General features: G+C 62.6%; 23 protein-coding genes. 10 read left to right on the plus strand and 13 right to left on the minus strand.

The genetic code is table 11. From position 1 onward, the window contains the following. Positions 1–5: 5 nt before the first annotated feature. Together JOE60_RS16480 and JOE60_RS16485 are read right to left on the minus strand one after the other, a co-directional pair. On the minus strand, positions 6–770 hold the full coding sequence (locus JOE60_RS16480; RefSeq protein WP_167268842.1) for an SGNH/GDSL hydrolase family protein: 765 nt from the start codon (positions 768–770) through the stop codon (positions 6–8). Between the two features lie 48 nt (positions 771–818). Further along, positions 819–1,298: a MarR family winged helix-turn-helix transcriptional regulator gene (locus tag JOE60_RS16485; protein ID WP_167268839.1), complete on the minus strand. Its 480-nt coding sequence runs from the start codon at positions 1,296–1,298 to the stop codon at positions 819–821. 67 nt (positions 1,299–1,365) lie between these two features. Here JOE60_RS16485 and JOE60_RS16490 point away from each other — a divergent pair, with 67 nt between their 5' ends. Then, positions 1,366–1,653, plus strand: a complete 288-nt coding sequence (locus JOE60_RS16490; protein WP_167268837.1) for a YciI family protein — start codon at positions 1,366–1,368, stop codon at positions 1,651–1,653. A gap of 19 nt (positions 1,654–1,672) precedes the next feature. On the opposite strand, the gene JOE60_RS16495 is transcribed toward JOE60_RS16490, so the two are convergent. The 6 genes from JOE60_RS16495 to JOE60_RS16520 form a co-directional block, all read right to left on the minus strand. Next, positions 1,673–2,527, minus strand: a complete 855-nt coding sequence (locus tag JOE60_RS16495) for a GDSL-type esterase/lipase family protein (RefSeq protein WP_167268835.1) — start codon at positions 2,525–2,527, stop codon at positions 1,673–1,675. A gap of 110 nt (positions 2,528–2,637) precedes the next feature. After that, positions 2,638–3,693: a siderophore-interacting protein gene (locus JOE60_RS16500; RefSeq protein WP_167268832.1), complete on the minus strand. Its 1,056-nt coding sequence runs from the start codon at positions 3,691–3,693 to the stop codon at positions 2,638–2,640. After that, the gene (locus JOE60_RS16505; RefSeq protein ID WP_167268829.1) at positions 3,690–4,514 is read right to left on the minus strand and encodes an ABC transporter ATP-binding protein; all 825 of its coding nucleotides are present in this window, start codon (positions 4,512–4,514) and stop codon (positions 3,690–3,692) included. Before JOE60_RS16505 ends, JOE60_RS16500 begins: the two co-directional genes overlap by 4 nt. Before the next feature lies 1 nt (position 4,515). Continuing rightward, positions 4,516–5,622: a FecCD family ABC transporter permease gene (locus tag JOE60_RS16510; RefSeq protein ID WP_420851417.1), complete on the minus strand. Its 1,107-nt coding sequence runs from the start codon at positions 5,620–5,622 to the stop codon at positions 4,516–4,518. Further along, on the minus strand, positions 5,622–6,752 hold the full coding sequence (locus JOE60_RS16515) for a FecCD family ABC transporter permease (protein WP_167268826.1): 1,131 nt from the start codon (positions 6,750–6,752) through the stop codon (positions 5,622–5,624). Before JOE60_RS16515 ends, JOE60_RS16510 begins: the two co-directional genes overlap by 1 nt. Before the next feature lie 5 nt (positions 6,753–6,757). Further along, positions 6,758–7,828, minus strand: coding sequence for an iron-siderophore ABC transporter substrate-binding protein (locus JOE60_RS16520; RefSeq protein ID WP_167268824.1), 1,071 nt, complete (start codon positions 7,826–7,828; stop codon positions 6,758–6,760). 1,475 nt (positions 7,829–9,303) lie between these two features. On the opposite strand from JOE60_RS16520, the gene JOE60_RS16525 reads away from it, so the two are divergent. Further along, complete coding sequence (locus tag JOE60_RS16525) at positions 9,304–9,816, plus strand: FBP domain-containing protein (protein WP_167268821.1); 513 nt, start codon at positions 9,304–9,306, stop codon at positions 9,814–9,816. Positions 9,817–9,848: 32 nt separating this feature from the next. Here JOE60_RS16525 and JOE60_RS16530 read toward each other — a convergent pair whose 3' ends face one another. Genes JOE60_RS16530 through JOE60_RS16540 form a run of 3 tightly spaced genes read right to left on the minus strand, consistent with a single transcriptional unit; the run spans position 9,849 to position 15,620 of the window. Further along, the gene (locus tag JOE60_RS16530; RefSeq protein ID WP_167268818.1) at positions 9,849–13,331 is read right to left on the minus strand and encodes an ATP-binding protein; all 3,483 of its coding nucleotides are present in this window, start codon (positions 13,329–13,331) and stop codon (positions 9,849–9,851) included. Next, positions 13,328–14,170 carry a DUF4194 domain-containing protein gene (locus tag JOE60_RS16535; RefSeq protein WP_167268815.1) on the minus strand — a complete coding sequence of 281 codons (843 nt, stop codon included), beginning with the start codon at positions 14,168–14,170 and terminating at the stop codon, positions 13,328–13,330. Before JOE60_RS16535 ends, JOE60_RS16530 begins: the two co-directional genes overlap by 4 nt. Beyond that, on the minus strand, positions 14,163–15,620 hold the full coding sequence (locus JOE60_RS16540; protein WP_167268812.1) for a DUF3375 family protein: 1,458 nt from the start codon (positions 15,618–15,620) through the stop codon (positions 14,163–14,165). The genes JOE60_RS16535 and JOE60_RS16540 overlap by 8 nt, the downstream gene beginning before the upstream one ends. A 290-nt stretch (positions 15,621–15,910) precedes the next feature. On the opposite strand from JOE60_RS16540, the gene JOE60_RS16545 reads away from it, so the two are divergent. Both JOE60_RS16545 and JOE60_RS16550 read left to right on the plus strand, forming a co-directional pair. Beyond that, on the plus strand, positions 15,911–16,213 hold the full coding sequence (locus JOE60_RS16545; protein WP_167268810.1) for a hypothetical protein: 303 nt from the start codon (positions 15,911–15,913) through the stop codon (positions 16,211–16,213). Between the two features lie 60 nt (positions 16,214–16,273). Continuing rightward, on the plus strand, positions 16,274–18,238 hold the full coding sequence (locus JOE60_RS16550) for an acyl-CoA dehydrogenase family protein (RefSeq protein ID WP_167268807.1): 1,965 nt from the start codon (positions 16,274–16,276) through the stop codon (positions 18,236–18,238). Between the two features lie 19 nt (positions 18,239–18,257). On the opposite strand, the gene JOE60_RS16555 is transcribed toward JOE60_RS16550, so the two are convergent. Beyond that, complete coding sequence (locus JOE60_RS16555) at positions 18,258–18,662, minus strand: YchJ family protein (RefSeq protein WP_314325022.1); 405 nt, start codon at positions 18,660–18,662, stop codon at positions 18,258–18,260. Positions 18,663–18,848: 186 nt separating this feature from the next. Here JOE60_RS16555 and JOE60_RS16560 point away from each other — a divergent pair, with 186 nt between their 5' ends. After that, complete coding sequence (locus tag JOE60_RS16560; RefSeq protein ID WP_167268802.1) at positions 18,849–19,595, plus strand: hypothetical protein; 747 nt, start codon at positions 18,849–18,851, stop codon at positions 19,593–19,595. On the opposite strand, the gene JOE60_RS16565 is transcribed toward JOE60_RS16560, so the two are convergent. Further along, positions 19,592–20,083 (minus strand): flavin reductase family protein, encoded by a 492-nt coding sequence (locus JOE60_RS16565; RefSeq protein WP_167268801.1) that lies wholly within the window; start codon positions 20,081–20,083, stop codon positions 19,592–19,594. The genes JOE60_RS16560 and JOE60_RS16565 overlap by 4 nt on opposite strands. Positions 20,084–20,329: 246 nt before the next feature. Here JOE60_RS16565 and JOE60_RS16570 point away from each other — a divergent pair, with 246 nt between their 5' ends. The 5 genes from JOE60_RS16570 to JOE60_RS16590 all read left to right on the plus strand — a co-directional run bounded on the left by JOE60_RS16570 (position 20,330) and on the right by JOE60_RS16590 (position 24,876). Beyond that, positions 20,330–21,364 carry an aldo/keto reductase gene (locus JOE60_RS16570; RefSeq protein WP_167268800.1) on the plus strand — a complete coding sequence of 345 codons (1,035 nt, stop codon included), beginning with the start codon at positions 20,330–20,332 and terminating at the stop codon, positions 21,362–21,364. A gap of 164 nt (positions 21,365–21,528) precedes the next feature. After that, positions 21,529–22,632 carry a sulfite oxidase gene (locus JOE60_RS16575; RefSeq protein WP_167268798.1) on the plus strand — a complete coding sequence of 368 codons (1,104 nt, stop codon included), beginning with the start codon at positions 21,529–21,531 and terminating at the stop codon, positions 22,630–22,632. A gap of 43 nt (positions 22,633–22,675) precedes the next feature. Next, positions 22,676–23,053 carry an RNA-binding S4 domain-containing protein gene (locus tag JOE60_RS16580; RefSeq protein ID WP_167268795.1) on the plus strand — a complete coding sequence of 126 codons (378 nt, stop codon included), beginning with the start codon at positions 22,676–22,678 and terminating at the stop codon, positions 23,051–23,053. Positions 23,054–23,276: 223 nt separating this feature from the next. Continuing rightward, entirely contained in the window at positions 23,277–23,945 is a 669-nt protein-coding gene (locus JOE60_RS18430; protein WP_239528894.1) for a DUF6318 family protein, read from the plus strand. Beyond that, positions 23,932–24,876, plus strand: coding sequence for a hypothetical protein (locus JOE60_RS16590; protein WP_338112592.1), 945 nt, complete (start codon positions 23,932–23,934; stop codon positions 24,874–24,876). Before JOE60_RS18430 ends, JOE60_RS16590 begins: the two co-directional genes overlap by 14 nt. Positions 24,877–25,100: the final 224 nt, after the last annotated feature.

Raw genomic sequence — 25,100 nt, forward strand, 5'->3', positions numbered from 1 at the left:
CGCACCTAGAAGGGCTTGATCAGTTCCGCGTACTTGGGGCTGAGTCCATCACCGGAGGACACTCCCCGGAGGCGTCGGGCTACCCACGGCGCGGCCGATTCCTTCACCCAGCGCGCGTTGGCTTTCAGCGTTTCCACCCGGTTGGCCAAACGGATCGGGGCCAGTTCCGGCACCTCCACCGCGTGCTCGTGTTCCAGGACATCCAGGACCCGCTTGGCCATGTTGACGTGCCCGGCAGAGGACATGTGCATCCTGTCCTCGTCCCACATCCGCCAATCGTCGTATTCATCAAAACGCCAGTAGTCCACCAGCAACGCACCGTGGTTGTCCGCGATTTCGCGCACCAGCTCGTTGTAGATGGCGGTCCGTCCGCGCATGGCATTGAAGACTTTGGAGCCCTTTGCATCAAAGCCCGTGAAGAGGACCACCGTGGCACCGGTCGCGCTCAAACGCGACACCCCGGCGTCGTACTCCGCCAACAGCGAGTCGATGTCGATCTTGGGCCGCAGGATGTCGTTGGCACCCGCGTAGAGCGTTACCAGGGTGGGATTCATTGCGACGGCGGCATCCACCTGCTCGGCCATGATCTGGCGCAGCTTCCGGCCACGGATGGCCAGGTTGGCGTAGCCGAATCCCGGATTGCTGCGGGCCAGTTGTTGGGCAACGACGTCTGCCCACCCGCGGACACCGTTGGGGCGGGCGGAGTCCTGGTCCCCCACGCCTTCAGTGAACGAGTCTCCCAGGGCCACATAACGGGCAGAAAAATCCATGCCGCCAGTTTGCCACCAGAAAGCCGGGACCTACAAAGCGCAGGCGCATCAGGAGTCGCGGAGGATCCAGTGGTTGTTGTCCAGGCGGGCAACGATCTTCTCACCGATCCGGGCGAGGTCGGCGACGTCGTCCGGGGTCAAAGAATCCAGCATCAGCGCGCGGACGGATTCCACGTGCGCCGGCGCCAGCTCCACGATGGTTGCCATGCCGGCATCGGTCAGGTGCGCCACCGTGACACGGGCGTCGCCGGGATGCGTCTGCCGCTCCACCCACCCGCGCTTTTGCAGCTTGGTGACTACGTGCGAAAGCCGTGACAGCGAGGCGCTGGTCCGTGCAGCGAGCTCACTCATGGGCAGGTAGCGCCCATCGGTTTCGGACAGCATCGCCAGCACGTTGTAGTCGAACAGCGAGAGCTTTCCCACCGACTGCAGCTGCGTATCCAACGCCGAGGGCAGCAAAGTGTTGATGCTCAGCAAAGCCAGCCAGGCACGGCGTTCGTCGGCATTGAGCCAGCGGGGTTGAGTCATGAATCCATCTTATGAGAATCAACCGCATAACAAGGCCCCTGTCGATGCCACCGGATAGGCTGTGCGCATGTTCGTTGTTTCGCTGACCTATAAGGTTCCCGACGAAATCGTCGATTTCCACCGCGCCGGCCATATGGCCTGGCTTAAGGAAGCGTTCGACGCCGGCATCTTCCTGGCGTCCGGGCGTCGCGTTCCAGCCACTGGCGGCGTCCTGCTCTCCAAGGTGGATCGGCCCACTTTGGACGCATCACTGGCTGAGGATCCCTTTTACGCCAATGGTGTGGCGGAGTTCGAGATCATTGAGTTCAATGCCACCAGCGTGGCTGAGGGATACGAGAACCTGCTGGACAGCTGAGCCCACCCCGGACGCTCTCTCACATCCCGCCATCCCCCGCCGGACGCTCTCTCACATCCCGCGCGCTCCTTTCCACCAGCTTCCTTAAACCGCCTTTGCGTGGCACAGTGACCGGCTCCGGCCAGCGGGCCCGGGTGGAATCACCCAAAGTCACTCCCCGCAGTTTCCGCCCAAACAACGGCACCACCCAGTCGTTGACCCAGCGGCGTTGGGCCCGCTCCCACTCCCGGAGCGTCAGGCGCGATGGTGGCTCCCATTCCTTGGGCTTGATCTTGTGGGGCACATTCAAGTGGTTCAGGACCTGTGCGGCCAGGTATTTATGCCCGGCTTTGGACATGTGAAGGCGGTCAGGGGCCCACATCCGTTTGTCCTTGTAGGCATCGAAGCACCAGTAATCCACCAGTACCGCACCGTACTTTGCCGCAATATCCCGGACCCGCTGGTTGTAGAGGGTGTTGCGCTTCTTGAAGGGTTCCAGGACAGCTGAGACCTTGACGTCGAACCCGGTAAACAACACCAGCGTTGCCCCGGTGGCACTGAGCTGTGCCACAAGGAGTTCGTAGTCGGTGAGCAGGGCATCCATGTCCGTGCCGAAATCCAGGATGTCGTTGCCGCCGGCGTAGAGCGTGATGAGCGTTGGCCGCATGGCCAGTGCCGGCGCCAGCTGTTCATCGATGATGTGCCGGAGCCTCTTGCTGCGGACTGCCAGGTTGGCGTACTCCCACCCCGGCTCTGCTTTAGCCAGTTTCTCGGCAACCCTGTCGGCCCAGCCGCGCACCCCGTTGGGCAACACAGGGCTGGGGTCCCCGACGCCCTCGGTGAAAGAGTCCCCCAAGGCGACATACCGCCGTCGACCGTTCTCCCCAGCACCCACCCCGCCACGCTAGCCCTGGGAAGTTACATCGGGGCAAAAGGAAGGTGAACGGGGAGCAGGAAGTGAGAGAGCGATGGGAGAAAGCGGTAGGGATGTGAGAGAGGGACGGGTTAGCCCTCGGCTTTGCCCTTGCGCCAGTAACCCATGAAGGCAACCTGCTTGCGGTCGATTCCCACGTCCCGCACCAAGTAGCGACGCATTTCCTTGATCACGAATGCTTCACCGGCGATCCAGGCGTAGAAGGGCAACGCGCCGGCAGGCAGCGTGGGGTTCTTGGTGGCCTCGATGGCTGCTGCGTCCATGCGTTGCGGGGTTTCCCACAGGATGTCCTGATCCACGTTGACGTCCTCGGGCTCGGGACCCGCCGCTGATCCTGCGCCCTTGAGTCCAACCCAGCCGGGAACTGGAACGGCCTTTGCAACAGCCTCTTTGAGCAGCTCACCGTGCGGGCGGGAGCGGCCAATGGCAGCCCCACGCGCCAGCCATGTGATCTGGATGTCTGCAGCGGTGGAGATGTCCTGGAAATCAGCAGCTGAGGGTACTTCCAGGAATGCGTGCCCGGTCATGTCCGCAGGCAGGCTCTCCAGGATGGCGCTGATGGCGGGAACGGCAGTTTCGTCGCCCGCAAGGAGAATGCGCTGCGCCAGGCCCGGCCGCCACTCGATGCCGCCGTAAGCTCCGGCGGTGGTGCACTGGGCAGCCCGGTTGTTGGGCCCAATGATGGTGAGGGCATCGCCGGGCTTGGCGGCGGCGGCCCAATTGGCTGCAGGTCCACCATTACCGGCGTCGTCGAAGTGCATCACGAAGTCAACGTCGATTTCCGGGTACACGGCATCCAGGCGTTCGGACCGCACGGTGTAGGTACGCATGCTGCCGCGGACGGCCGGGTCCATGGCAAGCCACTCCTGGTACCAGCCGGCCTCCTCCATGGTGAAGACAGGCAGGGGGATGATCCGGCCGGCGTCGTCGATGGAAGGAATCATCAGCTTCACGCGCAGGTCCAGGGTGTCACCGGCCACTCCGAAATCGCGCAGGCAGTAGCCGCCGAAAGTAATCCTGCGGAAGTTGGGACTGAGCTCCTGCACCGCGGTCACGGTGACATCGAAGGCGAGGGTCATGGGTTCCACTGCGGCGCTTGCTTTGGCCTGGGTCGGTTGTGCACTCATGATGCGATCTCCAGTTCGTTGGTTGAAGCGGTACGTGCGTGGTGGCGTCCGATGGGGACGATCAGCGGTGTGCCTGAAATGGGATCCGGGACCACCCGTGATTCCAAGCCGAAAACGTTGAACACGAGTTCCTCCGTGACCACTGCCGTGGCAGCACCTTCGGCCACGATGCGCCCGCCCTTCATGGCGATGACGTGGTCCGCGTAGCGCGCAGCAAGGTTGAGATCGTGCAGCACGATCGCCACGGTGGTGCCGCGGCTGCGGTTGAGGTCGGTGATCAGGTCCAGGACCTCAACCTGGTGCGCCAGGTCCAGGTAGGTGGTGGGCTCGTCCAGCAGCAGCACATCGGTTTCCTGGGCCAGGGCCATGGCGATCCACACGCGCTGGCGCTGCCCGCCGGAGAGTTCATCGATGTCCCGCTCAGCGAGCTCCAGCGTGTCCGTGGCGTCCAGCGCACGCTGCACCGCGGCGTCGTCGGACTCGCTCCAGCTCCGGAAGAAGCCCTGGTGCGGGTACCGGCCCCGGCCCACCAGGTCGCGGACGGTGATGCCGTCCGGGGCGGTGGGGTGCTGGGGCAGCAGGCCGAGGGTACGGGCAAGTTCCTTGGCAGGGCGGCTGTGGATATCCTTGCCGTCCAACGTGACGGTGCCACCGGCGGGCTTCAATAGGCGTGACAGGCCGCGGAGCAAAGTGGACTTTCCGCAGGCGTTGGCGCCCACGATCATGGTCACTTTGCCTTCGGGGATTTCGGTGGACAGGCCCTCCACCACTTTGCGCTGCTCGTATTGCAGCGTCAGGTCCTGGGCATTAAGGACGGCCATGTCAGGCCTCCTTTCGGTTTGACGTGACCAGCAGCCACAGCAGGAAGGGAGCACCCAGTGCGCCGGTGACGACGCCGACAGGGAGGACGGTCCCGTCAAGGATGACGGGTGCGATGTTGGATGCGAAGAAATCAGCCAGGAGCACTATCAGTGCGCCGGTGAGGGCCGACGCCGGGAGGCTCGGTTTGCGCACAATCCGCCGGGATATGGGCCCGGCAAGGAAAGCGACAAACGCTACCGGACCAGCAGCGGCCGTTGCCACCGCAGCCAGCGCGACGGCGGTCAGGACCAGGCCCAGCCTGGCTGCGTTGACCTTGATACCGAGTCCCGCGGCGGTGTCATCCCCCAATTCGAGGATGCGCAACGGTCCCGCGAGGGCAATGACGGCAGGTATCAGGACCAGCAGGGAAACCAGCAGCACACCTGCGCGGTCCCACGTGGACGAATTGAGGGAACCGTTGAGCCAGATCAGGGCATCCGCAGCGGTGCGGATATCGGCGCGGGTCATGAGGAAGTTGACCACCGCGTGAAGGGCCGCGGCGATTCCGACCCCGGCAAGGATGAGCCGGTTGCCGGCAGCGTTGCCGCGGCTTCCTCCGCCGGCGCCTGCCCCTGATCCGCGGGAGATCGCGTAGATAATAGCGGCAACACCCAAGGCGCCGCCCAACGCAGCCCCCGAAACCACGGCACCTGAAGCGCCAAAAATCACGATTGCCGTCACTGCGGCAGCGCTGGCACCGTAGCTGATTCCGATAATGTCCGGACTCGCCAAGGGGTTGCGGAGCATTGTTTGGAACAGCGCACCGGCCAAGCCGAAGGCAACGCCGATCATGGTGCCCACCACCGCCCGGGGCAGTTTGTGTTCCATGACGATGAAGCTGGCACCGGGGATTTTCTCCCCGACGGTCAGGTGGTTGATTACGATGGTGAAGAAATCCGGGATGGTCACGGTGTAACTGCCCAGGAGGACGTACACGGCAAACATGGCCAGGAGGGCGAATCCGAGCCAGAAGGTGGGGCTCAGTACGCGCCCAAGCGCCAAAGGGCGAGGGCGTTTGGCGGAAACATTGTCATTGAGTTCCACCACGGGGGCGGTTTTGGTGGTGATCACAGTCCGGCCCCCTTTCCACGACGGATGAGCCAGATAAACACCGGCGCGCCAACCAGGGCAGTCATGATTCCAGCGGGGACCTCTCCCGGGAGCAGGATCACGCGGCCAATGATGTCCGCGCTGATCAGCAGGATGGGTGCTGAGACCATGGAAAACGGCAGGATCCAGCGGTAATCCGGGCCGGTCAGGAAGCGGACAGCATGCGGAATGACCAAGCCGAGGAAACCGATGGGGCCAGCCAACGCCGTGGCCGAACCACACAGCAGGACGATACCCAAGGCGGTCACTCCGCGGGACAAGCCAACGTTCTGGCCAAGTCCGCGAGCAATATCGTCCCCCAGCGCCAGGCTGTTGAGGACACGGCCGCCAGCCAGGATGATCACTGCACCCGTTGCCAGGAATGGAAGTGCGGGAAGAAGCACGGACCAGTCGCGGCCGCCGATGCTGCCCACTTGCCAGAAGCGGAAGCGGTCAAAAGTGTCCTGGCTGGACACAAGGATGACGTTCAAAAGGGAGAAAAGACCGGCGCTGAGGGCCGCTCCCGCAAGCGCAAGTTTGACCGGAGTGGCACCGTCCCGCCCTCGGGAGGCAATGGCGTACACCACGACGGCGGCCACTGCGGCTCCGACGAAGGCGAACCAGATGTAGCCGGTCAGGGAGCCAATGCCGAAGACGTAGATCCCGATGACGACGGCCAGTGCCGCACCGGCGTTGAGGCCAAGAATGCCTGGATCCGCCAACGGGTTGCGGGCCACGCCTTGCATGGCCGCACCTGCGAGGCCCAGCGCGGCGCCGGCCAGAAGGCCCAGGACCGTGCGGGGAATCCGGGCAATGACCACAGCATGGTTGCCGTCCGCAGCGTTGAAGTTGGTGAGTGCTTCCCACACCGTGGCGAGGGGAAGTCCGCGTGCGCCGATCGCCAAGGATGCGGCAGATACTGCTGCGAGTACGACGACGGCCACCAACAGCCAAGCGCTGCGCGTGGCTGCAGTGCGCTTGTCCGCTGTTCCACGGGAGCCGGCTCCCCTGCCGGCTTCCACGGAATCAGGGGTGGTGCCTCCCGGACCGGCAGACACCAAAGTGCCACCGCTCCGCCCCCGAAGTGTCGTCGTCGTACTCAGTTTCATTGCAGTTACTTGCCTGCTGCGTCTGCTGCTTTACCCAGCTGCGGGAGGAAGGTATCCAGTGCCCACGGCAGGCTGAGCGGCGAAGAAGCGGAGATGGAGAGCGTTAGCGTCTGGTCCGAGTCGGCAACCAGGGCACCCTTCTTGATGGCCGGGATCTGGCCGAGCAGGGGGTCTGCCTTGATGGCATCGGCCGTGGAAGCGTCGGGGACCCAGGTCACGAAGATGTCTGATTCCAGCTCATTGGCCTTTTCAGCAGACCAGGGAATGAAGAATTCGGTCTTGCTCTTGGTGTTCTCTTCAACCACGGGGGCCAGCTTCATGCCGATTTCGGAGAGGAAACGGGGGCGGTTGTCGATGGCGGTGTAGACGTTGGCGCCGTCACCCTTGGCAGGCTCGAGGTTGCCGTAGATGAAGGTCTTGTCCTTGATCTGCGGGAACTTGGAAACCTTGTCCTTGACAGTTGACTCGGTGTCTTCAACCAGCTTCTTGGCTTCAGCTTCCTTGCCCAAGGCCTTGCCGATCAGGGTGGTGCTTTCCTGCCACGGGGTGCCGTACGCGAGCTCCGGCTGGGCCACCACGGGAGCGATTTCGCTGAGCTTCTTGTAATCAGCTTCTTCCAAGCCTGAGTAGGCGGCCAGGATGACGTCCGGGTTGAGCTTGGCGATCTCGGTGAAGTTGATGCCATCTGCCTCGGAGTACTGGACGGGAGCCTTGTCCGTGCCGAAACCTGCACCGAGCTTCTCCAGTGCGGCGTCCTTCCAGGGGGTTGAGCCCTTGTCGTTATTGCCCCATTCGTTCTTGGGCACACCCACAGGAACGACACCCAAAGCAATCGCGACATCGTCATTGACCCACGAAACGGTGACTACGCGCTTGGGCTGTTCCTTGATGGTGGTCTCGCCGAAGACGTTTTTGATGGTCACGGGGAAAGCCGCGGACTCGGCCTGCTCAGACGCCGGCGACGTGGTGGCCGGGCCGGTGGAGCAGCCAGTGAGGGTGAGGGCGACGGCGGCCAGGGCGGCCGTCGCGGTTCCTGCTGTCTTGAGCAGGGCGCGGCGTGGGAGAAGGGAAGCCACGGGACTCCTTAGGTAAGTGATGCGAACCTAAGTAAGGCTAGCCTACCCTCTGGATAATTACGAAACGTTTGCGTCACGTATTCCAAAAAGTGGGTGAAGTGAGACGCATGTCACGGTCCCGGGATTCGACTGCGTACTACTTCACGAACGAACACAACACTGCATCCATCAGGATGCACGAGGCTCTCAACTTCTGGCCGATCGCCCGAGTCGCGGAGATTCACTGAGTGACCGCCGACAACGGTCGGTCAGACCTCGTTCTTTTCGAGGCGTCCCGGTAAACGATCAGCTAGCGGGCTCACTTTGTCTGCCCAATGATCTGGGGTTATCTTCTGCGTCGAATGTAGGTGCGCACGGCCGCGATTATGATGGCGAGGAAAACTGCTCCTACTACAGCGAAGACGATCCATTGGTAGTCTGCGTCCCAGCCGCCCCTGACGATTTCGGTACGTGCATTACCCCCAAGAATCCTGATCACATTTGCCTCCGGTCAAAGTTCCCGACGCTTCACTTCTTACGTCGGATATCGTTTACGAGGTAGGACCCGACTCCGAACATCACAACAATGACGACCAAGACAATGATCGCGATGATTTCCGTATTCAACTGCTGCCCCCATGCCCAGTTGTTTGAAGATTGACGAGTTAAACTGTCCTATTCCTTACAGCCTAGCGGCACGTGTAGCGCCGAACCGCAAGGGCGCGACCGCCCACGACTGTGAGGAGGCTTCATGCGATCCTGGACATACTGTCAAGAGTGCCCGCTGAAGGATCCTCCACCGGACGCCTGAAAGAGGCCATATCGCACCCATGTGTCTCGAACTCAGGGATTGCGAGACCCTGAGTTCAGGCTCTTGCAAAAGCTCGCCCGGGCTAAACGGGAGCGGGACAGCCAGCGGGCTAGCGGCGATGACCGGTGTTATCCAGCCCAACGAAATGCGAATGGCCTAAGGTACGCCCGCGGTGAAAATCGCGGAGCTCGCGCTCCGAATCTGGATCGGATCCCCGAGGCGGTCGTACCGACTTTCTGGCAATGTCCCGCCAAATGGATCCAATAATGATGACCAATGCGCCGACGCCTAAAACTATCCACTCCATAATTCCCCCTAAAAGCACATTCTATCTTCCAACGCACTGCCGGCGACAGGGCATCTTTGCCGCTAAAAGGCCCAGAGGTGGACAGCGGCGCGTGGGTTTTGGGAAGATAGCGGCAGCGGACTACCGCTTCCAGGAATCACGACGAGGGGATGAGCATGCGCGCTGTTTCAGTTGCCGCTGCCATGGTTGGCGAGGTGGCCGCTTTGGCCTGCTTGGCACTTCCCCGCACGTCGGTCCCTTCCTAGAGCACCACTTTCGCTGGTCAGAACCCTGCCTGGGGTTCCCCACAGTGCTTCCCTTCGGTGACCGACGCCCCGTGCCATCCGGCGCGCCCTTCAGCGCGCGCCGACGTCGAACTTTTCCGAAAGAAGCACTGCCATGCAGAAAATCACCGCCCAGCAAATCCGTTCGTCCTTCATCAATGCCAGCCGCTCCGAGGCTGCAAAACTCAACCTCCCCACCACCTTTGACACGCTGGACTGGGACAACCTGGAGTTCCTGGGATGGCGGGACGAAAAAATGCCGCAGCGTGGCTATTTGGTTGTTGAACACCAAGGCAAGCTCACCGGCATCCTGCTGAGGGCCCCTGAGGGCGGCTCCGGCAAAAAGCGCGTTGTCCTCTGCGAACTCTGCCGCGACGTCTACTCCAAAGAAGACGTATACCTCTGGGTGGCCAAGAAGGCTGGCCAGTCAGGAAAGGACGGCAACACGGTGGGCACGCTGATCTGCGCGGAATTCAGTTGCAGCACCAACGTCCGCAAGGCTCCGCCCGTCAACGAAATCAATCCTGATCCCGCCGTGGTGGTGGACCGCCAAATAGCAGGTCTTGGAGAGCGGACCGCATTGTTCCTGGACAGGGTGCTGGGCGACTCGAAGCGCCGGGCAAAATGACCGGAGTGGCCCGGCCAAGTGGCCAGCTGAAACTACCGCAGGACGATGTCCACGGGGTTGGCTTCGGATCGCCAGGCTCCGGGCTCACCCGGACCTGAGATCACCGGGGCCGTCAGAACCCCGGAGCGGTTGGTCCGTTTGTCCCTGAGGATCTCCGTGACAGAGCCGAGGTGCCGGGACAGGTCGATCACATTTTCGGGCGCAGCCAGCAACAGCTGGAATCCGAATTCGTGAAGCGCCTTGATCCCGGCACCCGCAAATTCTTCGGAAGCCAGGACGAATGCCTCATCCATCATGACCGTGCCGTAGGTGGTGAAGCCCTGCTCGGCAATGCCCAACTGGTAGCTGAGGGCAGCGGCCATGATGAACGCCGTAAAGCGCTGACGCTCACCGCCGGACATGGATCCGGTGTCGGCATGCATGAAGACCTCGGTCTTCTTCTTGCCGGTCTTTCCGGCTGGAGCTGCTTTTCCTGTCGGAACGGCCTTGGCCACCTCGCGGTGTTCCTTGCATTGGATGAACAAGTGCCCGCGGACGTCAAGTACTTCCGCGCGCCAGCGGCGGTCCTCGGGAGTCTGGGATCCGAGCCGTTTGACCAGGCTTTCCAGTGACTTGTAGCGGGCGGTGAGTTCGGCGTCGTCGTCCATCTCCGCAGCTGGGGCTGAAGCGCCGCGGGCTGGCCGGGAGTGCTTGGCCTTCAACGCGTTCTGGATAGCGTCCTTGAACAACTTGGCCGTGGGTGGAAGCGTCTGCTTGATGTCCAGTTCCAGGTAGCTTCCCTCATGGAAGTTCACCTGGGACAGGATGCCGTTCAGGGGCAAGATGCGGCTGGTGATGCTCCGCCGTTCCTCGTCCAGCAGATGCAGGAGCGTGCTGAAGGATTCATGCGTGCGCTGGTTGAAGAACCGCCGGAACTCGGCTTCCTGGGCCGGCAAGCCGTCGCTGACAATCGCGTGGTACCGGGCTTCGAAGTCGCCGGCAGCACCGATCGACGTGCCGTGATCGGCGCTGATGGCGCTCCCCCAGTCACGTACAAATGCTTCAAACATGCGGGTCAACCGCTCGGCAGTCGCCTGGCCGCGTGACTCCGCGGCATGAAGTTCGTCCAAGAGCTTGTTGCGGACGCTGTTGGCCAGGTTGTCCAGCTGGTACAGCTCCGAAATGTCTGCGACGCCGGTAAAGTACGGTTCCAGCGCGGTCACCGTGGCGGCCGACGGCGGAGCTTGCTCGAGTTTGAGCCGTGCGGCATCGAGCAGGCCGTCAGCGGTGGTCATCTGATGGTCGAGCGCTTTGTATTCGCTCTGCAGCACTGCCGCGGCACCTGTGGAGGACTGCTGCTTCTCCCGAACGGACTCAATGGTGGCACGCAGCGGCTCAAGATCGGCCTGTGCTGCCAGGGCATCTGCCAACCGTTGCTCGATCCGAGCCAACTCGTCCGCGGCGACGGCAGCAGAAACCTGCTCCCAGGGCCGCTCATCCTCGGCAACCCGACGAAGTGCTTCCAGCTGACGGGCCATGCCTTGGTGGGAGTCTTCGCGGCTTTGCGCGAGTTCCGCGGCCTTGGCGAGTTCGTTTTCCAGCTCTCCCACCCTGGCCGCCACCAGCTCCAGTTTCGAGGCATTGTCAAAGCCCAGGACGTAATCCTGGCGGCTGGTGAAGCGATCATCCTTCTCCACCGTGTGCCGGTTGCGTTTGACCACACCGCCCAGGCTCAATCCCTTGTCCAGGGACGCCAACTGGTCCGGGTTTTCAACGCACGGGTACGCGAAGTCCACGGCGATCCGCTCGCGGATCCATTCGCCGGCGTCGGCGTTGGCCCCAAAAGTGAGAATGCTCAGCTTGGTCAAGAGGTCACCGTCGGACGCATCCTCCACAGCCAGGGCGCCGCCGGCGAGCGGCTTTGAGACGTCCACTGCGCGCAAAGCGCCACGGACCTTGTTGTCATTCAGGTACCGCGTTACTGCGGCAAAGTGTTCGCCCGGAACCAGCAGCGTGGTGGCCAGGTTGCGGAGGGCGCGTTCCGCCGCGGGCCGCCACTGTTCCTGTCCCTCCGCGAGGTCGATCAGTTCGCCGCCAAAGGGCATCCGCTCTTCAGGTACGCCCGTGGCTGCAGCAATGGCCGCACGGTTTTCAATGCTGGACGGCGGCAACAGGGATTTGCGCGTCCGCAAGGACAGCAATTCCTGTTCAGCCGCGGCCAGTTCACGCTTTTTGGTGGCGTGGCCGTCGAAGGCTTCGAAACGGAGCTCTTTCAAGGCTTCGGAATCGTCCTTCAACTCCGCCGAGCGGGCGGCAGCTTGCTCGTGTGCCTGCTCCCAGCCCTCAGCGGACCATTCCAGGTTCAACCCGGCGTCGGCCAGGGCCTTGCGGGCGGCCTCCTCCACTTGTTGACGCAGCTTCAGCCCGACCTTGGCGTTCTCCAAAGACTGTTCAATGGCCGAAATCGCGTTGCCGCCACGGTTGTTGTAATCCAGCTCAAGCTCGCGGAGTTCCTTGGACAAGGCATCCCGAACTGCACGCTCAGCTGTCAATTCCTGGGCCTTGGACTGTGCCAGCTCTTTGTAGCGCGCCAACGTTTTGGCGTGGACCGTCACGGCGAGCTGTTGTTTGTAGGCCTCGAACTCCTCGCCGGCCAGCTCACGGAGGCGGTTGGCATCCAGGAGGGCTTGAGCGTACTCCTTGTTGAGTGCCGGAACGGGGGCCAGCTGATCGCGCTGCTGCCGGACATCCTCCAACCTCTGCCTGATGGACATGAGGTTGCTGAACTCCTCCACTACATCATCCGCAGCGGCCAGCGTGGCGGGTGCATCCAGCACCTGATCGCGGAAGAACGTGTTGACGCTGCCACCCAGGCCCTTGCCTGCCTGGATCACGCGGAGCAACGGCAACGCCTGGTCGGAGTTGATGCCCAGGAGCCGGCGGAAACGCTCGGCGAACGCCTTGTGGACATCGAACACCTGGCCGTCCGGGAAGATCCCTTCCAACGCACCCTTGGTGAACCGCTTCTGCGCGATTCCTTCGATCGCTTCCAGGTCCAGGGGTTTGCTGTCGATCACGTAGAAGCGGCCGACGCTGGACTCCGTGCCGTTTTTGGGCAGGTCAAACAGGGCCGACACGGTCACCTTGGTGCCGGCGGCGTTGTCGAACGTCAGAGCGACGGCGGACCAGGTGGCACCGGGGCGCTGGAAGGCACTGGCCGAGCTGTCCCCAACGGCCTTATCACCTACCTTCCCGCGCATATAGGTGAACGTGGTCCTCTTGTCCTCCACAGCACCACCCGAACGCTGCGCTGCTGCCTCGTTTGAACGCGGCCGGGCATCGAAAACGCGGAGCATTGCATCGAACAAGGTGGATTTGCCCACGCCGGAGTTGCCCGTCAGCAGGGTGCCGTTCCGGTCCACGTGCATGGTGTGGGCGCCGTGGAACGTGCCCCAGTTGACCACCTGCACCAAAGCGAGCCGCATCTGGCCGGGATTGGTGAGCTCACCCAGGGGGAGCATGCTTGCGATGGTCACTTGGTTTGTCCTTCAGTTGGTGCGTCCGCGGCGGTTCCGGCGTCGCCGTCGTCGTCTTCAGCGGCGGAGTCCGGCGAGTCCAGGTCCAGCAACGGCTCGGTTCCGGATTCGTCTGCCGTCACTGCCACCAACGCCTCGATCTGCGCCGGTATGTCACCGATGTTCTCGAACGGAAGGGCCAGCGGCAGCGCGTTGCTGATGGTGAAGGTGTCCTCCAGCGGGGTGGGGAGGAGGAGTTGACGGGCCAGGAGCTTGTTGATGGTCCGGGTCACGACGTCCGAGTCGCGCAAGGCATCCTGCTGGCCGGCCGGCGTGTAGTTGGCCACGAGGTCGGAAATTTCCTCGCGGGTGATGGTGGGATCGGTCTGCGCGGTGACATGCCGGTCCAACAACAGACGCAGGCGCAGCAACACGATGGTTTCCACCCTGCTGAGTGCCCGCTGCTGGCGGAGGATGCTGGAACGGGAACTGGCACCAATGATCTCGGGATCCACGGGACGGAGAACGGCAATCTTGCGGTCGTGGTCCAGTTGCAGGGTGAGGAACAGCTCAGACAAGCGGCTGCGAAGGATCAGCTGGTTGTCCAGGAGGGTGGTCCACAACTTTTCATCACGGCCCCCGTCGATGTACGGACCCTTCAGGAGCTTTACCAGGGCGTGCCGGACCTTCAACGGAAGCACCCCCGTGTCACCCGGGAACAGCGCGGCGCCGTCAACAAAAGAATCCCGCGGCGTGACGCGGAAGGGGTCCACATGGGCTGCCTCCGCAGGCACCTCAGGGGTCTCGTCGGTGACGCCGCCCTCCTGGGTGGGGTCCGTCGTCGTGATTTCCTCAGTCATCAGAGTCCTCATTCAGCGTGACGACCGGCAGGTATGCCGTGCGGATGCTGCCGTCGATTTGTTCGAAGTCAAGGTGTTCCCACGTAGCCCTGTTGAAGCCGGCGCCGTCCTGCAAAGCCATGGAGAGAATGGCGCGGACGGTGTTGATATGGCGTTCTTCGGCGGGAAGGTTTTCCCAAGCATCGCCCACCGTTCCGGCCCCGGCCATCGCGGCCCGGAGCACCGCCGGTTTGGCTTTGCCCGTGCGGGCCGAGCGGGCGCGGTCCGAATCGCTGAAAGCAATGGGGTCCGCCAAGCGGGGCGGGGTGGCGAACTCGTCCGGGTCGAAGAGTTTGACCATGGCCAAGGACTCGAAGCCGGCGTTGTAGAGGACAGGTCCACGCACCAGTCCCGGGCGGTCGCGCTCGTAGGGCAAGGCGCGGATGGCCTGTTCAGCTTCGGCCAGAACCTTGCGGAGGCTCACGGACTGCCGCACGTCATCGCTTTGGATGTACGTATTCAGGCTCTCGGACAACTTGCCGTAAATCCGCTGGATCTGGCCGTGCTGGTAACGCAGCTCGGCCACCAGGTTCTTCAGTGTTTCCCGGTCCTCAGGCGAGAGATCATCGGCGAACTGCCGGCTGAGGACCTCCCCGATCGCCGATCGGAACCGCAGTTGCTGCTGTGGATCCTCAAGGAAAGCCGTGAAGGAACGGAAGGTCCGGCCCTCCGGACTTTGCCGCAGCCGCTTGTCCGCCTCAAGCACCTGGGCCATGGTGGCACCCTTGCTCAGCGATTCCTCGATGATCTGGTTGCGGAGCTCGCCCACCAACTCTTCAATGCGGTCACGCATTTTCTTGTAATCCGCGGGAAGGCTCGCGGCAAGGTCAAGAATGTTGCCTGCCGCTTCCACTGCGTCTTCGTCATCCAGAAGTCCGTCAAACTCGCCGGAACTGATGTCCTCCACCAGTTGTTGGCGCTCCTGGATCTCCTCCTCAAGAGCCTCAAGCCGGGCGCTCTGGTCCGGGTTGGTCTCATTCGCCAGCTTTTCAACATCGCCCAGGAGCGTACCCAGCCGCGAACCGTTCAGCGTGGAACGCTCGCTGGAGAGGCTGTCCAGGAACGCCAGCACGCGCGCTGCGGGTTCGGTCACTTCGTAAACAATTTGCCCCGACTGGTTCCGGCGGGTCAGGAACTGCTTGCGCGTCCATTCGTCCCCGAACAGTTTGCCGTTCTGCTGGCCGCCCAGCGCCGGATCCTGCCGGCGGAGCTGCTCCAGGAAAGCGTCGACGTCGGCGTGGAACTCTTCCAACGGAAGCTGCGGGCGGGTGCGGGTAAAGGAAGCCTGAAGCACCGCGATGACCCACGGCGCCGAACGCGTCAACGCCCAGGCAGGACCTTTGGTCAGTTGCTCCAGGTCACGGAGCCTGGCGCCGATCGCATCTGCCGAGGACATGGCTGAGCGGGACAATTACTCTCCTTCAGCTGCTGCGAAACCTGGCTGGCAGCGAAAACTGCCCCGTACAAGGTTAACGCAGAGCGTCGCCGGGAGGGCGGAGCAGCACTGGATGCCGCCGTCGAACGTATCCACGGCGCCCGCCGCAACCATTCCGTAACCTACCGCCGGGTATGGTTTCGATCCCGTATCAACGCCCCGGCGGCGCGCTCCAGCTCTGGCCGGAACGCATAAGCACCCCTAGTCTCAGAGCATCGACGCCGCCACGCCGCGCCGACCCACGCACCGTCGCCCAGGGGGGAACCATGGATTTCGATGTTACTGCGCTTGAAACCGGCACCTATGTAGTGATCGCAACGCTCTTTTTTGCTGCCCTGCTGGTGGCATTCATAGCCGTCGCGGCCATGGCAACGATTGTCTTGGTTGGGGCCGGCGGGCTGGCTTGGTACGCCGTCAAGGGCGTCCTGGGCACCTTGGTCCACGGCATCAATTTCGCCTGGGACCGCGTGGTCCACCATGCCGGACAGGTTGAAATCCCCGCCGAATTCCAACCCCAGATTTCCTCTGGCACGGGTAGCTACCCGCGGGTAGCCTTGAGGGACAGCTGAAGGGTTCCCACCCCCGGCGGACCCTGGCTCCATCCGGAAACCGGATAGAGGAGTAATCCCATGACGTCCGCCACTGACAACAGCCTCAATGCCGCCAGCGTCAACGCCTCCGCAGAGGAAGCCCGCGCCGTGGCTGAAGCCGCCCGCGAAACAGAGTGGAACCGGCCGAGCTTCGCCAAAGGCCTGTACTTGGGAAGCTTCGACCTCAGCCTGATCCACCCCTGGCCGCAAGCGAAAGCCGGCGATGTGGAGCGCGGCGAGGCGTTCGTGGTCCGTTTGGAAGCGTTCGCCAAAACCATGTCCGGCCGGGTCATAGAACGCGATGCCAAAATCCCGGACCAATACCTCACCGGCCTGGCCGATCTGGGCGTCTTCGGCATGAAAATTCCGCGCGAATACGGCGGTCTGGGGCTTTCCCTGGTGTACTACGGCCGCGCACTGGCTCTCCTGGGATCCGTCCATCCAAGCCTGGGCGCCCTGATCTCCGCCCACCAATCCATCGGCGTTCCCGAGCCCGTCAAGGAATTCGGTACCCCGGAGCAGAAAAAGGAGTACCTGCCGCGTTGCGCCGCGGGGGCCGTGACGGCTTTCCTTCTGACAGAGCCCGACGTCGGCAGCGACCCCGCGCGGATGGGCGCCACTGCCGTGCTCTCGGACGACGGCGGTTCTTACCTTCTGGAGGGCGTGAAGCTGTGGACCACCAATGGCGTGATTGCCGAACTTGTGGTGGTCATGGCCCGGGTCCCCGCGCACACGGACTCCGACGGAACCGGGCACAGGGGAGGCATCACGGCATTTGTGGTGGAGATGGATTCCCCCGGGATCACGGTTGAGAACCGGAACGCGTTCATGGGCCTGCGCGGAATCGAAAACGGAGTGACCCGGTTTCACCAGGTCCGTGTCCCTGTGGCCAACCGATTGGGGCGCGAAGGCCAAGGGCTGAAGATCGCACTGAGCACCCTTAACACAGGACGGCTGTCCATACCCGGGCTGTGCGTGGCCGCCGGAAAATGGAGCCTCAAGATCGCCCGTGAATGGTCAAACGCCCGGACGCAGTGGGGCAGGCCGGTGGGCGAGCACGAGGCGGTGGGCAAGAAGATCGCCTTTATCGCCGCCACCACCTTCGCGTTGGAGGCAGTGTTTGAGTTGTCAGCGGAAATGGCGGACGCCGGCCTCAAGGACATCCGCATTGAAGCCGCTCTGGCCAAGCTCTGGTCCACGGAACTGAGCTGCCGGATTGCCGACGAACTCGTGCAGATCCGCGGCGGGAGGGGCTATGAAACGGCCGATTCCCTGGAGGCCCGCGGCGAACGAGCCGTTGCCGCTGAGCAGCTCCTCCGGGATCTCAGGATCAACCGCATCTTTGAAGGGTCCAGCGAGATCATGAAATTGCTGATCGCCCGCGAAGCCGTGGACGCACACCTGGCGGCTGCCGGTGACCTGGCCTCAGCGGACGCAAGCATGCAGGACAAGGCGCGGGCCGCCGTCGGGGCCTCAGGCTTTTACGCCCGGTGGTTGCCCAAGCTGGTAGCCGGAGCAGGCATGGATCCGCGATCCTTCGGCGACTTCGGCCGCTTGGGCAGACACTTGAGGTTCGTGGAACGATCGTCCCGCCGGCTGGCACGGCAAACTTTCTACGGCATGGGCCGTTGGCAGGCGAAGCTTGAGTACAAGCAGGCGTTCCTGGGACGGATTGTGGACATCGGCGCGGAGCTTTTTGCCATGGCAGCGTGCTGTTCCCGTGCCGAGATGATCCTCCGCACCAATCCGGCGCAGGGCGCGGGGGCATTCGAACTGGCCGATGCTTTCTGCGAGCAGGCACGGGTCCGGGTGGACGAATACTTCGACCAGCTGTGGCGCAATACCGACGACGGCGACCACCAACTCTCCCGCAAGGTCCTGGCCGGAGACTACACGTGGCTTGAGGACGGGGTGCTGGACCAATCCGAAGGGACCGGTCCGTGGATTGCCGATGCCACTCCGGGGGCATCAACCAAGGAGAACCTGCACAGAAAATACCGGTGACGGGCTCCTTCCCCGGGTTCTAGGCGACGTCCCCGTCCACGTAGTACCAGCGCTTGCCTTCGCGGACGAAACGGCTGGTTTCGCGCTGGACTCCGCGACCGCCGTCGGATCTGAAATACGCAGCAAATTCCACGGTTCCGCTGGTGTCCAGCGGGCCACCGTTGCGGGTGGAGACGATGTCCAGCCGGCGCCATTCGGTGTCCGGGTCCAGCTCCATGGCAGCCGGCCGGGTGTCCGCATGCCACGTGTCCAACAAGTAGTCGGAATCCAGGACGACAAACGCCGAATACCGCGATCTCATGAGCTGCTCCGCTGTGGGCGCGTCCGCGTTTCCGCTGTGGAAGCGGCCGCAGCAATCCTGGTACTGCTCCCCCGAGAGGCAGGGGCAGGTGCCGTTGCGGAGGCGGGTCAGGTCAATGGTCACAAAAGTCCTAATCCAGGGCTGTAAATGAGAGCTGGGCAACATATTTTCGCATGCGAGATAACAGCTTTGAAACAACACGGCCGGAGAGCGGCGCGCGGCGTGATTCCGTCGGTGCTGGACCGTACGCTGGATAAGCAAGCTGGGTGGGCAATGCGCGCATCACAAAACGACAGCCAGGGGGGCTACGTGGAGGATCCGACAACACTCGCCATCAACTTGACCTATGTGGGAACCCTGGGCCTTGCCGTGCTCATGTTCCTGGGTCTCGGGGTGATCATCATCATCACGCTGGTCATCGCCGGCATAGGCAGGCTTGTGTCCGTGATCCTCATGGCCATGATCGGGCTGCTCCCCAAGAGGGATACCACCCCCATTGTTCATTTGCCTTCCGGGCGGCCCCGCGAACCTGCCGTAACTGACGCTGCCGGCTCTGCCCAGGTACCTTCCGCTGCGCCCTCGGTTGAGGCCCCTTCCGTGGCATCTCCCAAGCGGGACCGCCTGGGAGAGGCAGGACGCCGGATCGCCAGTGCGGTGGCGTCCGCCAAGGACGGCGGGTGGAAGACCAAGGTTGACCCCCGCAAGCTCCCCAAACCAGCTGAAGTCAAGTCCGTGGTGGAACACCAGACAGCCCATCACCCCATAGTCGTTGCAGCGGCCAAGGAGCCACCCGTGCTGGCCAAGGACTGGGCGGATGCCGTGGCGGAAGCCGATCAGCGTGCCGCCGAGCGGGAAAAATCCCAGAAGCCTCCGGCCATCAAGGTGACCGTGCGAGAGGTTGAGGGGCCTGCCGGTGCAGGCGCCAAGCCGGCCACGGGCGGCGGCAAGCCGACGTCGGGCGCTAACAAAAAATCGGACTCGAACACTTCCAAGAATGGAAAGTCTCCGAGCCCGATTCGTAAAGGTTCGCTCAGCAGCGCCAGCCGCAACTCCTAGGCGGCAAGCTGGCGGAACGCCGCGCCGTGGTAGATCAGTGGCTTGGATTCGAGGTTCACCGTTGTCGCCTTGACTTCCAGGACCACAATCGCGTGATCGCCCGCGGGCGTTTCTGACACGACCTCGCATTCGAAGCCCAGAACAGCCCCATCAATCAAGACGGCTCCCGAGTCGCTCACGCTGGTGTCCAAACCGGCAAAACGATCGCGGGTTTTGGATGCCAGCTGGAGCGCGGCTGCAGCCTGGTCCTCGGCAAGAACCGAAACACCGAGACGGCTTGCCTGGCGGAGTTTGGGCCAAGTGGTGGACGAGTTCTGGACAGCAAACATCACCAACGGCGGCTCCAAGGAAACGCCCACTGTGAAGGACGATGCCACCAGCGCTTCCGGAGTGAAATCCACCATGGCGCTGAAGGCCGCAACTCCGGACGGAAACTGCGCAAAGGCCGCTTTGATCGCCGCCGATTCTTCCACTGTTGTCTGTGTCATTCCGCTGTCCCCTTCGTGCGTTGCCTGCGTTCCTTTCCCATAATTCACGGGCTTTCCGGTTCAGCGATATTTGTTGATCCGGAAGTCATTTGTGTTGCCGCATGTCAAGAAATATCGCGAACAAAGACAACCAGCGTTACTCCACAAGACGAAAAACGAAGAAGTTCTACCGTTTGCGTTCGTGCCCCGGAAGGCCCTGTGTAGCCTCGATGAGATATCCGGTCCACCCCTCCACAGGAAGCCACCATGAGCATCAACGAGCTACGTACGCTTGGACGCACTGGCGCCCTGATCAGTCCACTCACCCTGGGCACACTGAACTTTGGCAACGGCGCCGCGCCTACCGGTCCTGCCGACAGCATCAGGATCATCAAGGCTGCCCTGGACGCCGGCATCACCAGCGTGGACACCGCGGACATCTACTCCCAAGGCGAGTCCGAGACGGTAGTGGGACAGGCGATCCACAGCCGCCGCGATGACGTTTTCCTGGCCACCAAGTTCCACGGCCAAATGGGGTCCAACCCTGCGCACGCGGGCAACTCCCGCCGCTGGATTGTCAGGGCTGTGGAGGACAGCTTGCGCCGCTTGAACACGGACAGGATTGACCTGTACCAAGCTCATCGGCCGGACTACAACACTGATCTGTTGGAGACCATCACTGCCCTGAACGACCTCATCCGGCAAGGCAAAATCCTCTACTACGGCACCTCGGTGTTCAGCCCTGCCCAGTTGGTGGAGGCCCAGTGGATCGCCAACACCAATCACCTGACCCCTCCCGTGGTGGACCAGGTTCCCTATTCGCTGTTGGTGCGCGCCAACGAACGTGACGTTCTGCCCATCACCCAGCAGTACGGCGTCGGCGTCTTGAGTTACGGACCGCTCGACGGCGGGTGGCTCGCCGGAGGTTACCGGGTTGGCGGTGGGCAGCCGGAAAGTTCGCGTTTTTCCGCCCTGCCAGGCAGGTTCGATGTCAATGCTCCCTTCAACCAGGCCAAGCTCCACGCGGCAGACGCCCTTGCCCAGTTGGCGGCCCGGCATGGCCTGACGCTCATCCAGCTCGCCGTTGCTTTCGCCATGAACCATCCTGCGGTGACCAGCGTGATCATTGGACCACGCACCGAAGAGCACCTGACCGACTACCTGAAAGCGGCCGACGTCGTCCTCAGCGAGTCAATCCTGGACGAAATCGACGACATCGTTGCGCCCGCCGTCAACTTCCTGGAACGCGACGCCGGCACGGTGGCCCCGCACCTCGAGTACCCGGAATTGCGACGCCGGTAGTCCCCTTCCGTTGTGGGGCCCGCTCTGCGCCCTCCGTCTTTGCTTTTGCGCGCAGAGCGGGCCCCACAACGAGCTATTGACGCAGCTTCGGCCGCGGCGTGATCCTTGTCCTAGGTGCTGCGGCACTCCGCAGCGTTTAGCTTCCAGTAGAACGCCGCCGTCCCATGTCCGAACACCACGTCAAAAGAGACGCCGAAACAGCCACTCCGTCCGGTCGGCCCACCTCCGGTCCCCTGACACACGAGGAACTGCAGCTCGCCGGCAGGAACCACTCCATGCCGCTGGAAATCCTGCAGGATGACATCACCCCGGCCGGCCTGCACTATCTGCTGATCCATTTCGACATCCCGCACGTCGCAGCTGACACTTGGCGTTTGCGGCTTGGCGGCGCCGTGGATCGTGGCCTTGAACTGAGCCTGGAAGACCTCAAAGCCCGGCCCGCAGTCACCATGCCCGTGACCATGGAATGTGCAGGCAACGGGCGGTCGCTGCTGGAACCGCGTCCCCTGAGCCAACCGTGGGTCCTCGGTGCGGTGGGCACCGCCGAGTGGACCGGGACTCCCTTGGCGCCCCTGTTGGAGGGGGCAGGCTTGGCGGGTGACGCCGTCGAGCTCGTCTTCACCGGCGCGGACCGCGGCATCCAGAACGGCGTGGAAGAACCGTATGCGCGGAGCCTTACCGTCGCCGAGGCGATGCAGCCCGAAGTCCTGCTGGTTTACGCCATGAACGGCCAGCCTTTGCCGCCTCAGCACGGTTTTCCCGTGAGGCTGCTGGTGCCTGGATGGTACGGGATGGCAAGTGTGAAGTGGTTGACCTCAATCGAGGCTGTTACTTCACGTTTTATGGGGTTCCAGCAAGCCGTGGCCTACCACTATCTGCAGGGGCCCGACGGACCCGGCCTGCCCGTGACGCACATTCGAGTGCGCGCTCTGATGGTGCCGCCGGGCATACCCGATTTCTTTACCCGGCGCCGCGTGGTGGATGCGGGTCCCGTGATGTTGCACGGGCGCGCGTGGTCCGGCCACGGCGAGGTGGAACGTGTGGAAGTGGGGATCGACGGCGAATGGATGCCCGCCCACATGGAACCCACCATGGGTGATTTTGCTTGGCGGAGGTGGTCCATGGTGTGGGTGGCCAGCCCCGGTGACCATGTGTTGCGGTGCCGTGCCATGGATACTTCCGGCGCGCTGCAGCCGATGGAGCAGGTCTGGAATTATCAGGGCATCGGGAACAACATGGCACAGGTAGTTGAGGTGACAGTGCGGTAGTTGCTGCCTCCGGGCGAGCGGTCCTACTAGACTCGTTTGGACCATGAGCATCCCCTCTTCCTCGCCAGCCAATGTCCGCGTTGACGCGTGGCTCTGGGCTATCCGCGCCTACAAAACCCGATCCGCTGCCACCGCCGCATGCCGGGCAGGGCACATCCGGGTCAATGGCAACCCTGTGAAGGCTTCACAAAGCGTGATCATCGGCGACACCATCCGTGTGCGTGAATCAGGGTGGGAACGGATCCTCGAAGTGCGGCGGCTGATCGCGAAACGCGTTGGGGCTGAAGCTGCGTCGCACTGCTTCACTGACCACACCCCTCCCCGACCGGTCGCACCCAAGCTGGGTCTCCCCCAACGCGACCGCGGAGCTGGCAGGCCCACCAAGAAGGACCGCCGGGACATGGACAAGCTGCGCGGCTGATCGGCTGACAGGTTTCCGGGCAGGCCGCGCAATTCTGCTGGATCATCGCCACTGGCACAGCCGCTCGACCGCGAAATCTCGGGGGTTTCCTGCTGACCGGATACGAATCATCCAGCAGAATATTTTGTTGGTTGTCCACAGGCCCCATTCTTGGACATGATTCTGGAGCAGACGCCTGCTTAGACTGGCCGCCACACCATAAAAAGCTGCTGGGGAGCCCGTCATGTCACGCCATTCGTATGCCACTTTTTCGCCTGTCAACGCCTGTCTGAGCGCCATCGCCGTGGCGCTTGCCATGCTCCTGACAGGCTGCAGCGGGACCACCATTCAGGGCGTCCCACCCTCGGAAACCAGCACGACGACGGCGTTGCCCGCCTCAGTTGAACCGTCGCCTTCGGTGTCGGCTGCTGCGCTATCGACACCTCTTGTGTACAAGCCGGCCGATGCCCACGGTAAAGCCCAGAACGTGCCGGTTCCCGTGATGCCGGAGTTGGCTAAGGAGAACTCGGAGGCGGGGTTGGAGGCATTTATTGGGTATTGGTACGCGGTGGGGCAGTATGCCGATCAGACCGGGGATGTCTCTGTTCTCAGTACCCTGAGCGCGTCCGATTGCAAGGCTTGTGCATACTACATTCAAGCCTCAACAGACAGTAACCGAAATGGTCGATGGATCTCGGGCGGGGAAATCAGCACTCCCAAGGTAGACATCACTTGGGACACATCCTCTGCCACCCAACAAGCGACGGTGCAGGTGGTTCAAGAGTCCATCAAGTATTACAACGCAGACGGCACAGAGGGTCGCCCTGCTGACCCTGCCACAAATGACGCTTTCTCTGTCGTTGCCTCATTCCAGTCGACGTGGAGGGTGGTGGACACGGGTGTCATTCGCTGACTCTCTCCGGCGAGTCACACTCGTCCTTCTGGCAGCGACAGTCCTGTACGCATCGCACGCGCCGGCATTTGCGGCGGATGATGAAACCTGGGCCACCATCAACAGGTCTGCGGGATCAATCGATGTTGGTTCCCTGTGGAAGTTCGATCCAAAATCCGGAAAGTCGACACCCAGGCTGGCCGGCGCAAATCTGACCAGCGACGACCCCTATCAATACAAGCCCGACACCTTTTGCCGAGCTGGTGGAGGGGAGCTGGGTTGCCAGGGCCTCCAATGCCCACCATCCGAGGCTGGAGGCCAAGAGGGTACGCCCGTCATCTGGAAGCGCGCCCCTAAAGCAATCGAAAACCCTGACTGGACTGACTACCGCGGAATTACGGGGCCTACGTGTTTTTACGGCGAGAAACCCGAAAATGTGCTGGCGGATATCGCCGCGCGGATCCTGAACGACTTCCGACAACTACCCATCAACCCGGGCACCATCCAAGCCCAACCCTTCCCCAACACCCTCAAAGACGGACCCACCAACTTCTACACCACCACCGGCCAACAAACCTTCGACCTGACCATCCTCGGCCAAACAGTCCACCTCACAGCCACCCCCACCAACCACACCTACAACTACGGGGACGGCACCACCCTGGGACCAACACCAGCCACCGGATACCCCATCGCCCAACCCCAATGGCTGACCACCGAAACACCAACCAGCCACACCTACGCAGAAACCGGCAATTACCAAGCAGCAGTAACCACCACCTACACCGGAACCTACTCCGTCAACAACGGCCCACCCCTACCCATCAACGGCACATTGGACCTCACCACACCACCCACCACCATCCACGTCTGGAAAACACAACGAGCCCTCGTCGCAGACACCTGCCAAGAAAACCCCAACTCCTGGGGCTGCCCAGACGCTGACGGCTGACGCCTGACAAGTCCTCCATGTCATTTGCCTTGGATAACTGTGCCCAAAAACCGCTATGAAGCTTTACCCCGATTGTGCACGACAACAAACCGAAGGAGATTCACAATTGAAAAGAACTCTTGCTTCTCATGGTTCAAAAGTCCGCCGCTTGCGCAGCCTTGCCCTGGCGGCGGCAGGTATGGCGCTGCTCAGCTCCTGCCAAAGTCCCGGGAACAGCTCCGGGC

This window comes from Paenarthrobacter ilicis, from assembly GCF_016907545.1.
Classification (GTDB): Bacteria; Actinomycetota; Actinomycetes; order Actinomycetales; family Micrococcaceae; genus Arthrobacter; species Arthrobacter ilicis.

Excerpts from the sequence above, each read along its gene's own strand:
- JOE60_RS16480 (WP_167268842.1), bottom strand. The coding sequence starts at position 770 with ATGGATTTTTCTGCCCGTTATGTGGCCCTGGGAGACTCGTTCACTGAA.
- JOE60_RS16485 (WP_167268839.1), bottom strand. The coding sequence starts at position 1,298 with ATGACTCAACCCCGCTGGCTCAATGCCGACGAACGCCGTGCCTGGCTG.
- JOE60_RS16490 (WP_167268837.1), top strand. The coding sequence starts at position 1,366 with ATGTTCGTTGTTTCGCTGACCTATAAGGTTCCCGACGAAATCGTCGAT.
- JOE60_RS16500 (WP_167268832.1), bottom strand. The coding sequence starts at position 3,693 with ATGAGTGCACAACCGACCCAGGCCAAAGCAAGCGCCGCAGTGGAACCC.
- JOE60_RS16505 (WP_167268829.1), bottom strand. The coding sequence starts at position 4,514 with ATGGCCGTCCTTAATGCCCAGGACCTGACGCTGCAATACGAGCAGCGC.
- JOE60_RS16515 (WP_167268826.1), bottom strand. The coding sequence starts at position 6,752 with ATGAAACTGAGTACGACGACGACACTTCGGGGGCGGAGCGGTGGCACT.
- JOE60_RS16525 (WP_167268821.1), top strand. The coding sequence starts at position 9,304 with ATGCAGAAAATCACCGCCCAGCAAATCCGTTCGTCCTTCATCAATGCC.
- JOE60_RS16535 (WP_167268815.1), bottom strand. The coding sequence starts at position 14,170 with ATGACTGAGGAAATCACGACGACGGACCCCACCCAGGAGGGCGGCGTC.
- JOE60_RS16545 (WP_167268810.1), top strand. The coding sequence starts at position 15,911 with ATGGATTTCGATGTTACTGCGCTTGAAACCGGCACCTATGTAGTGATC.
- JOE60_RS16550 (WP_167268807.1), top strand. The coding sequence starts at position 16,274 with ATGACGTCCGCCACTGACAACAGCCTCAATGCCGCCAGCGTCAACGCC.
- JOE60_RS16565 (WP_167268801.1), bottom strand. The coding sequence starts at position 20,083 with ATGACACAGACAACAGTGGAAGAATCGGCGGCGATCAAAGCGGCCTTT.
- JOE60_RS16570 (WP_167268800.1), top strand. The coding sequence starts at position 20,330 with ATGAGCATCAACGAGCTACGTACGCTTGGACGCACTGGCGCCCTGATC.
- JOE60_RS16575 (WP_167268798.1), top strand. The coding sequence starts at position 21,529 with ATGTCCGAACACCACGTCAAAAGAGACGCCGAAACAGCCACTCCGTCC.
- JOE60_RS16580 (WP_167268795.1), top strand. The coding sequence starts at position 22,676 with ATGAGCATCCCCTCTTCCTCGCCAGCCAATGTCCGCGTTGACGCGTGG.
- JOE60_RS18430 (WP_239528894.1), top strand. The coding sequence starts at position 23,277 with ATGTCACGCCATTCGTATGCCACTTTTTCGCCTGTCAACGCCTGTCTG.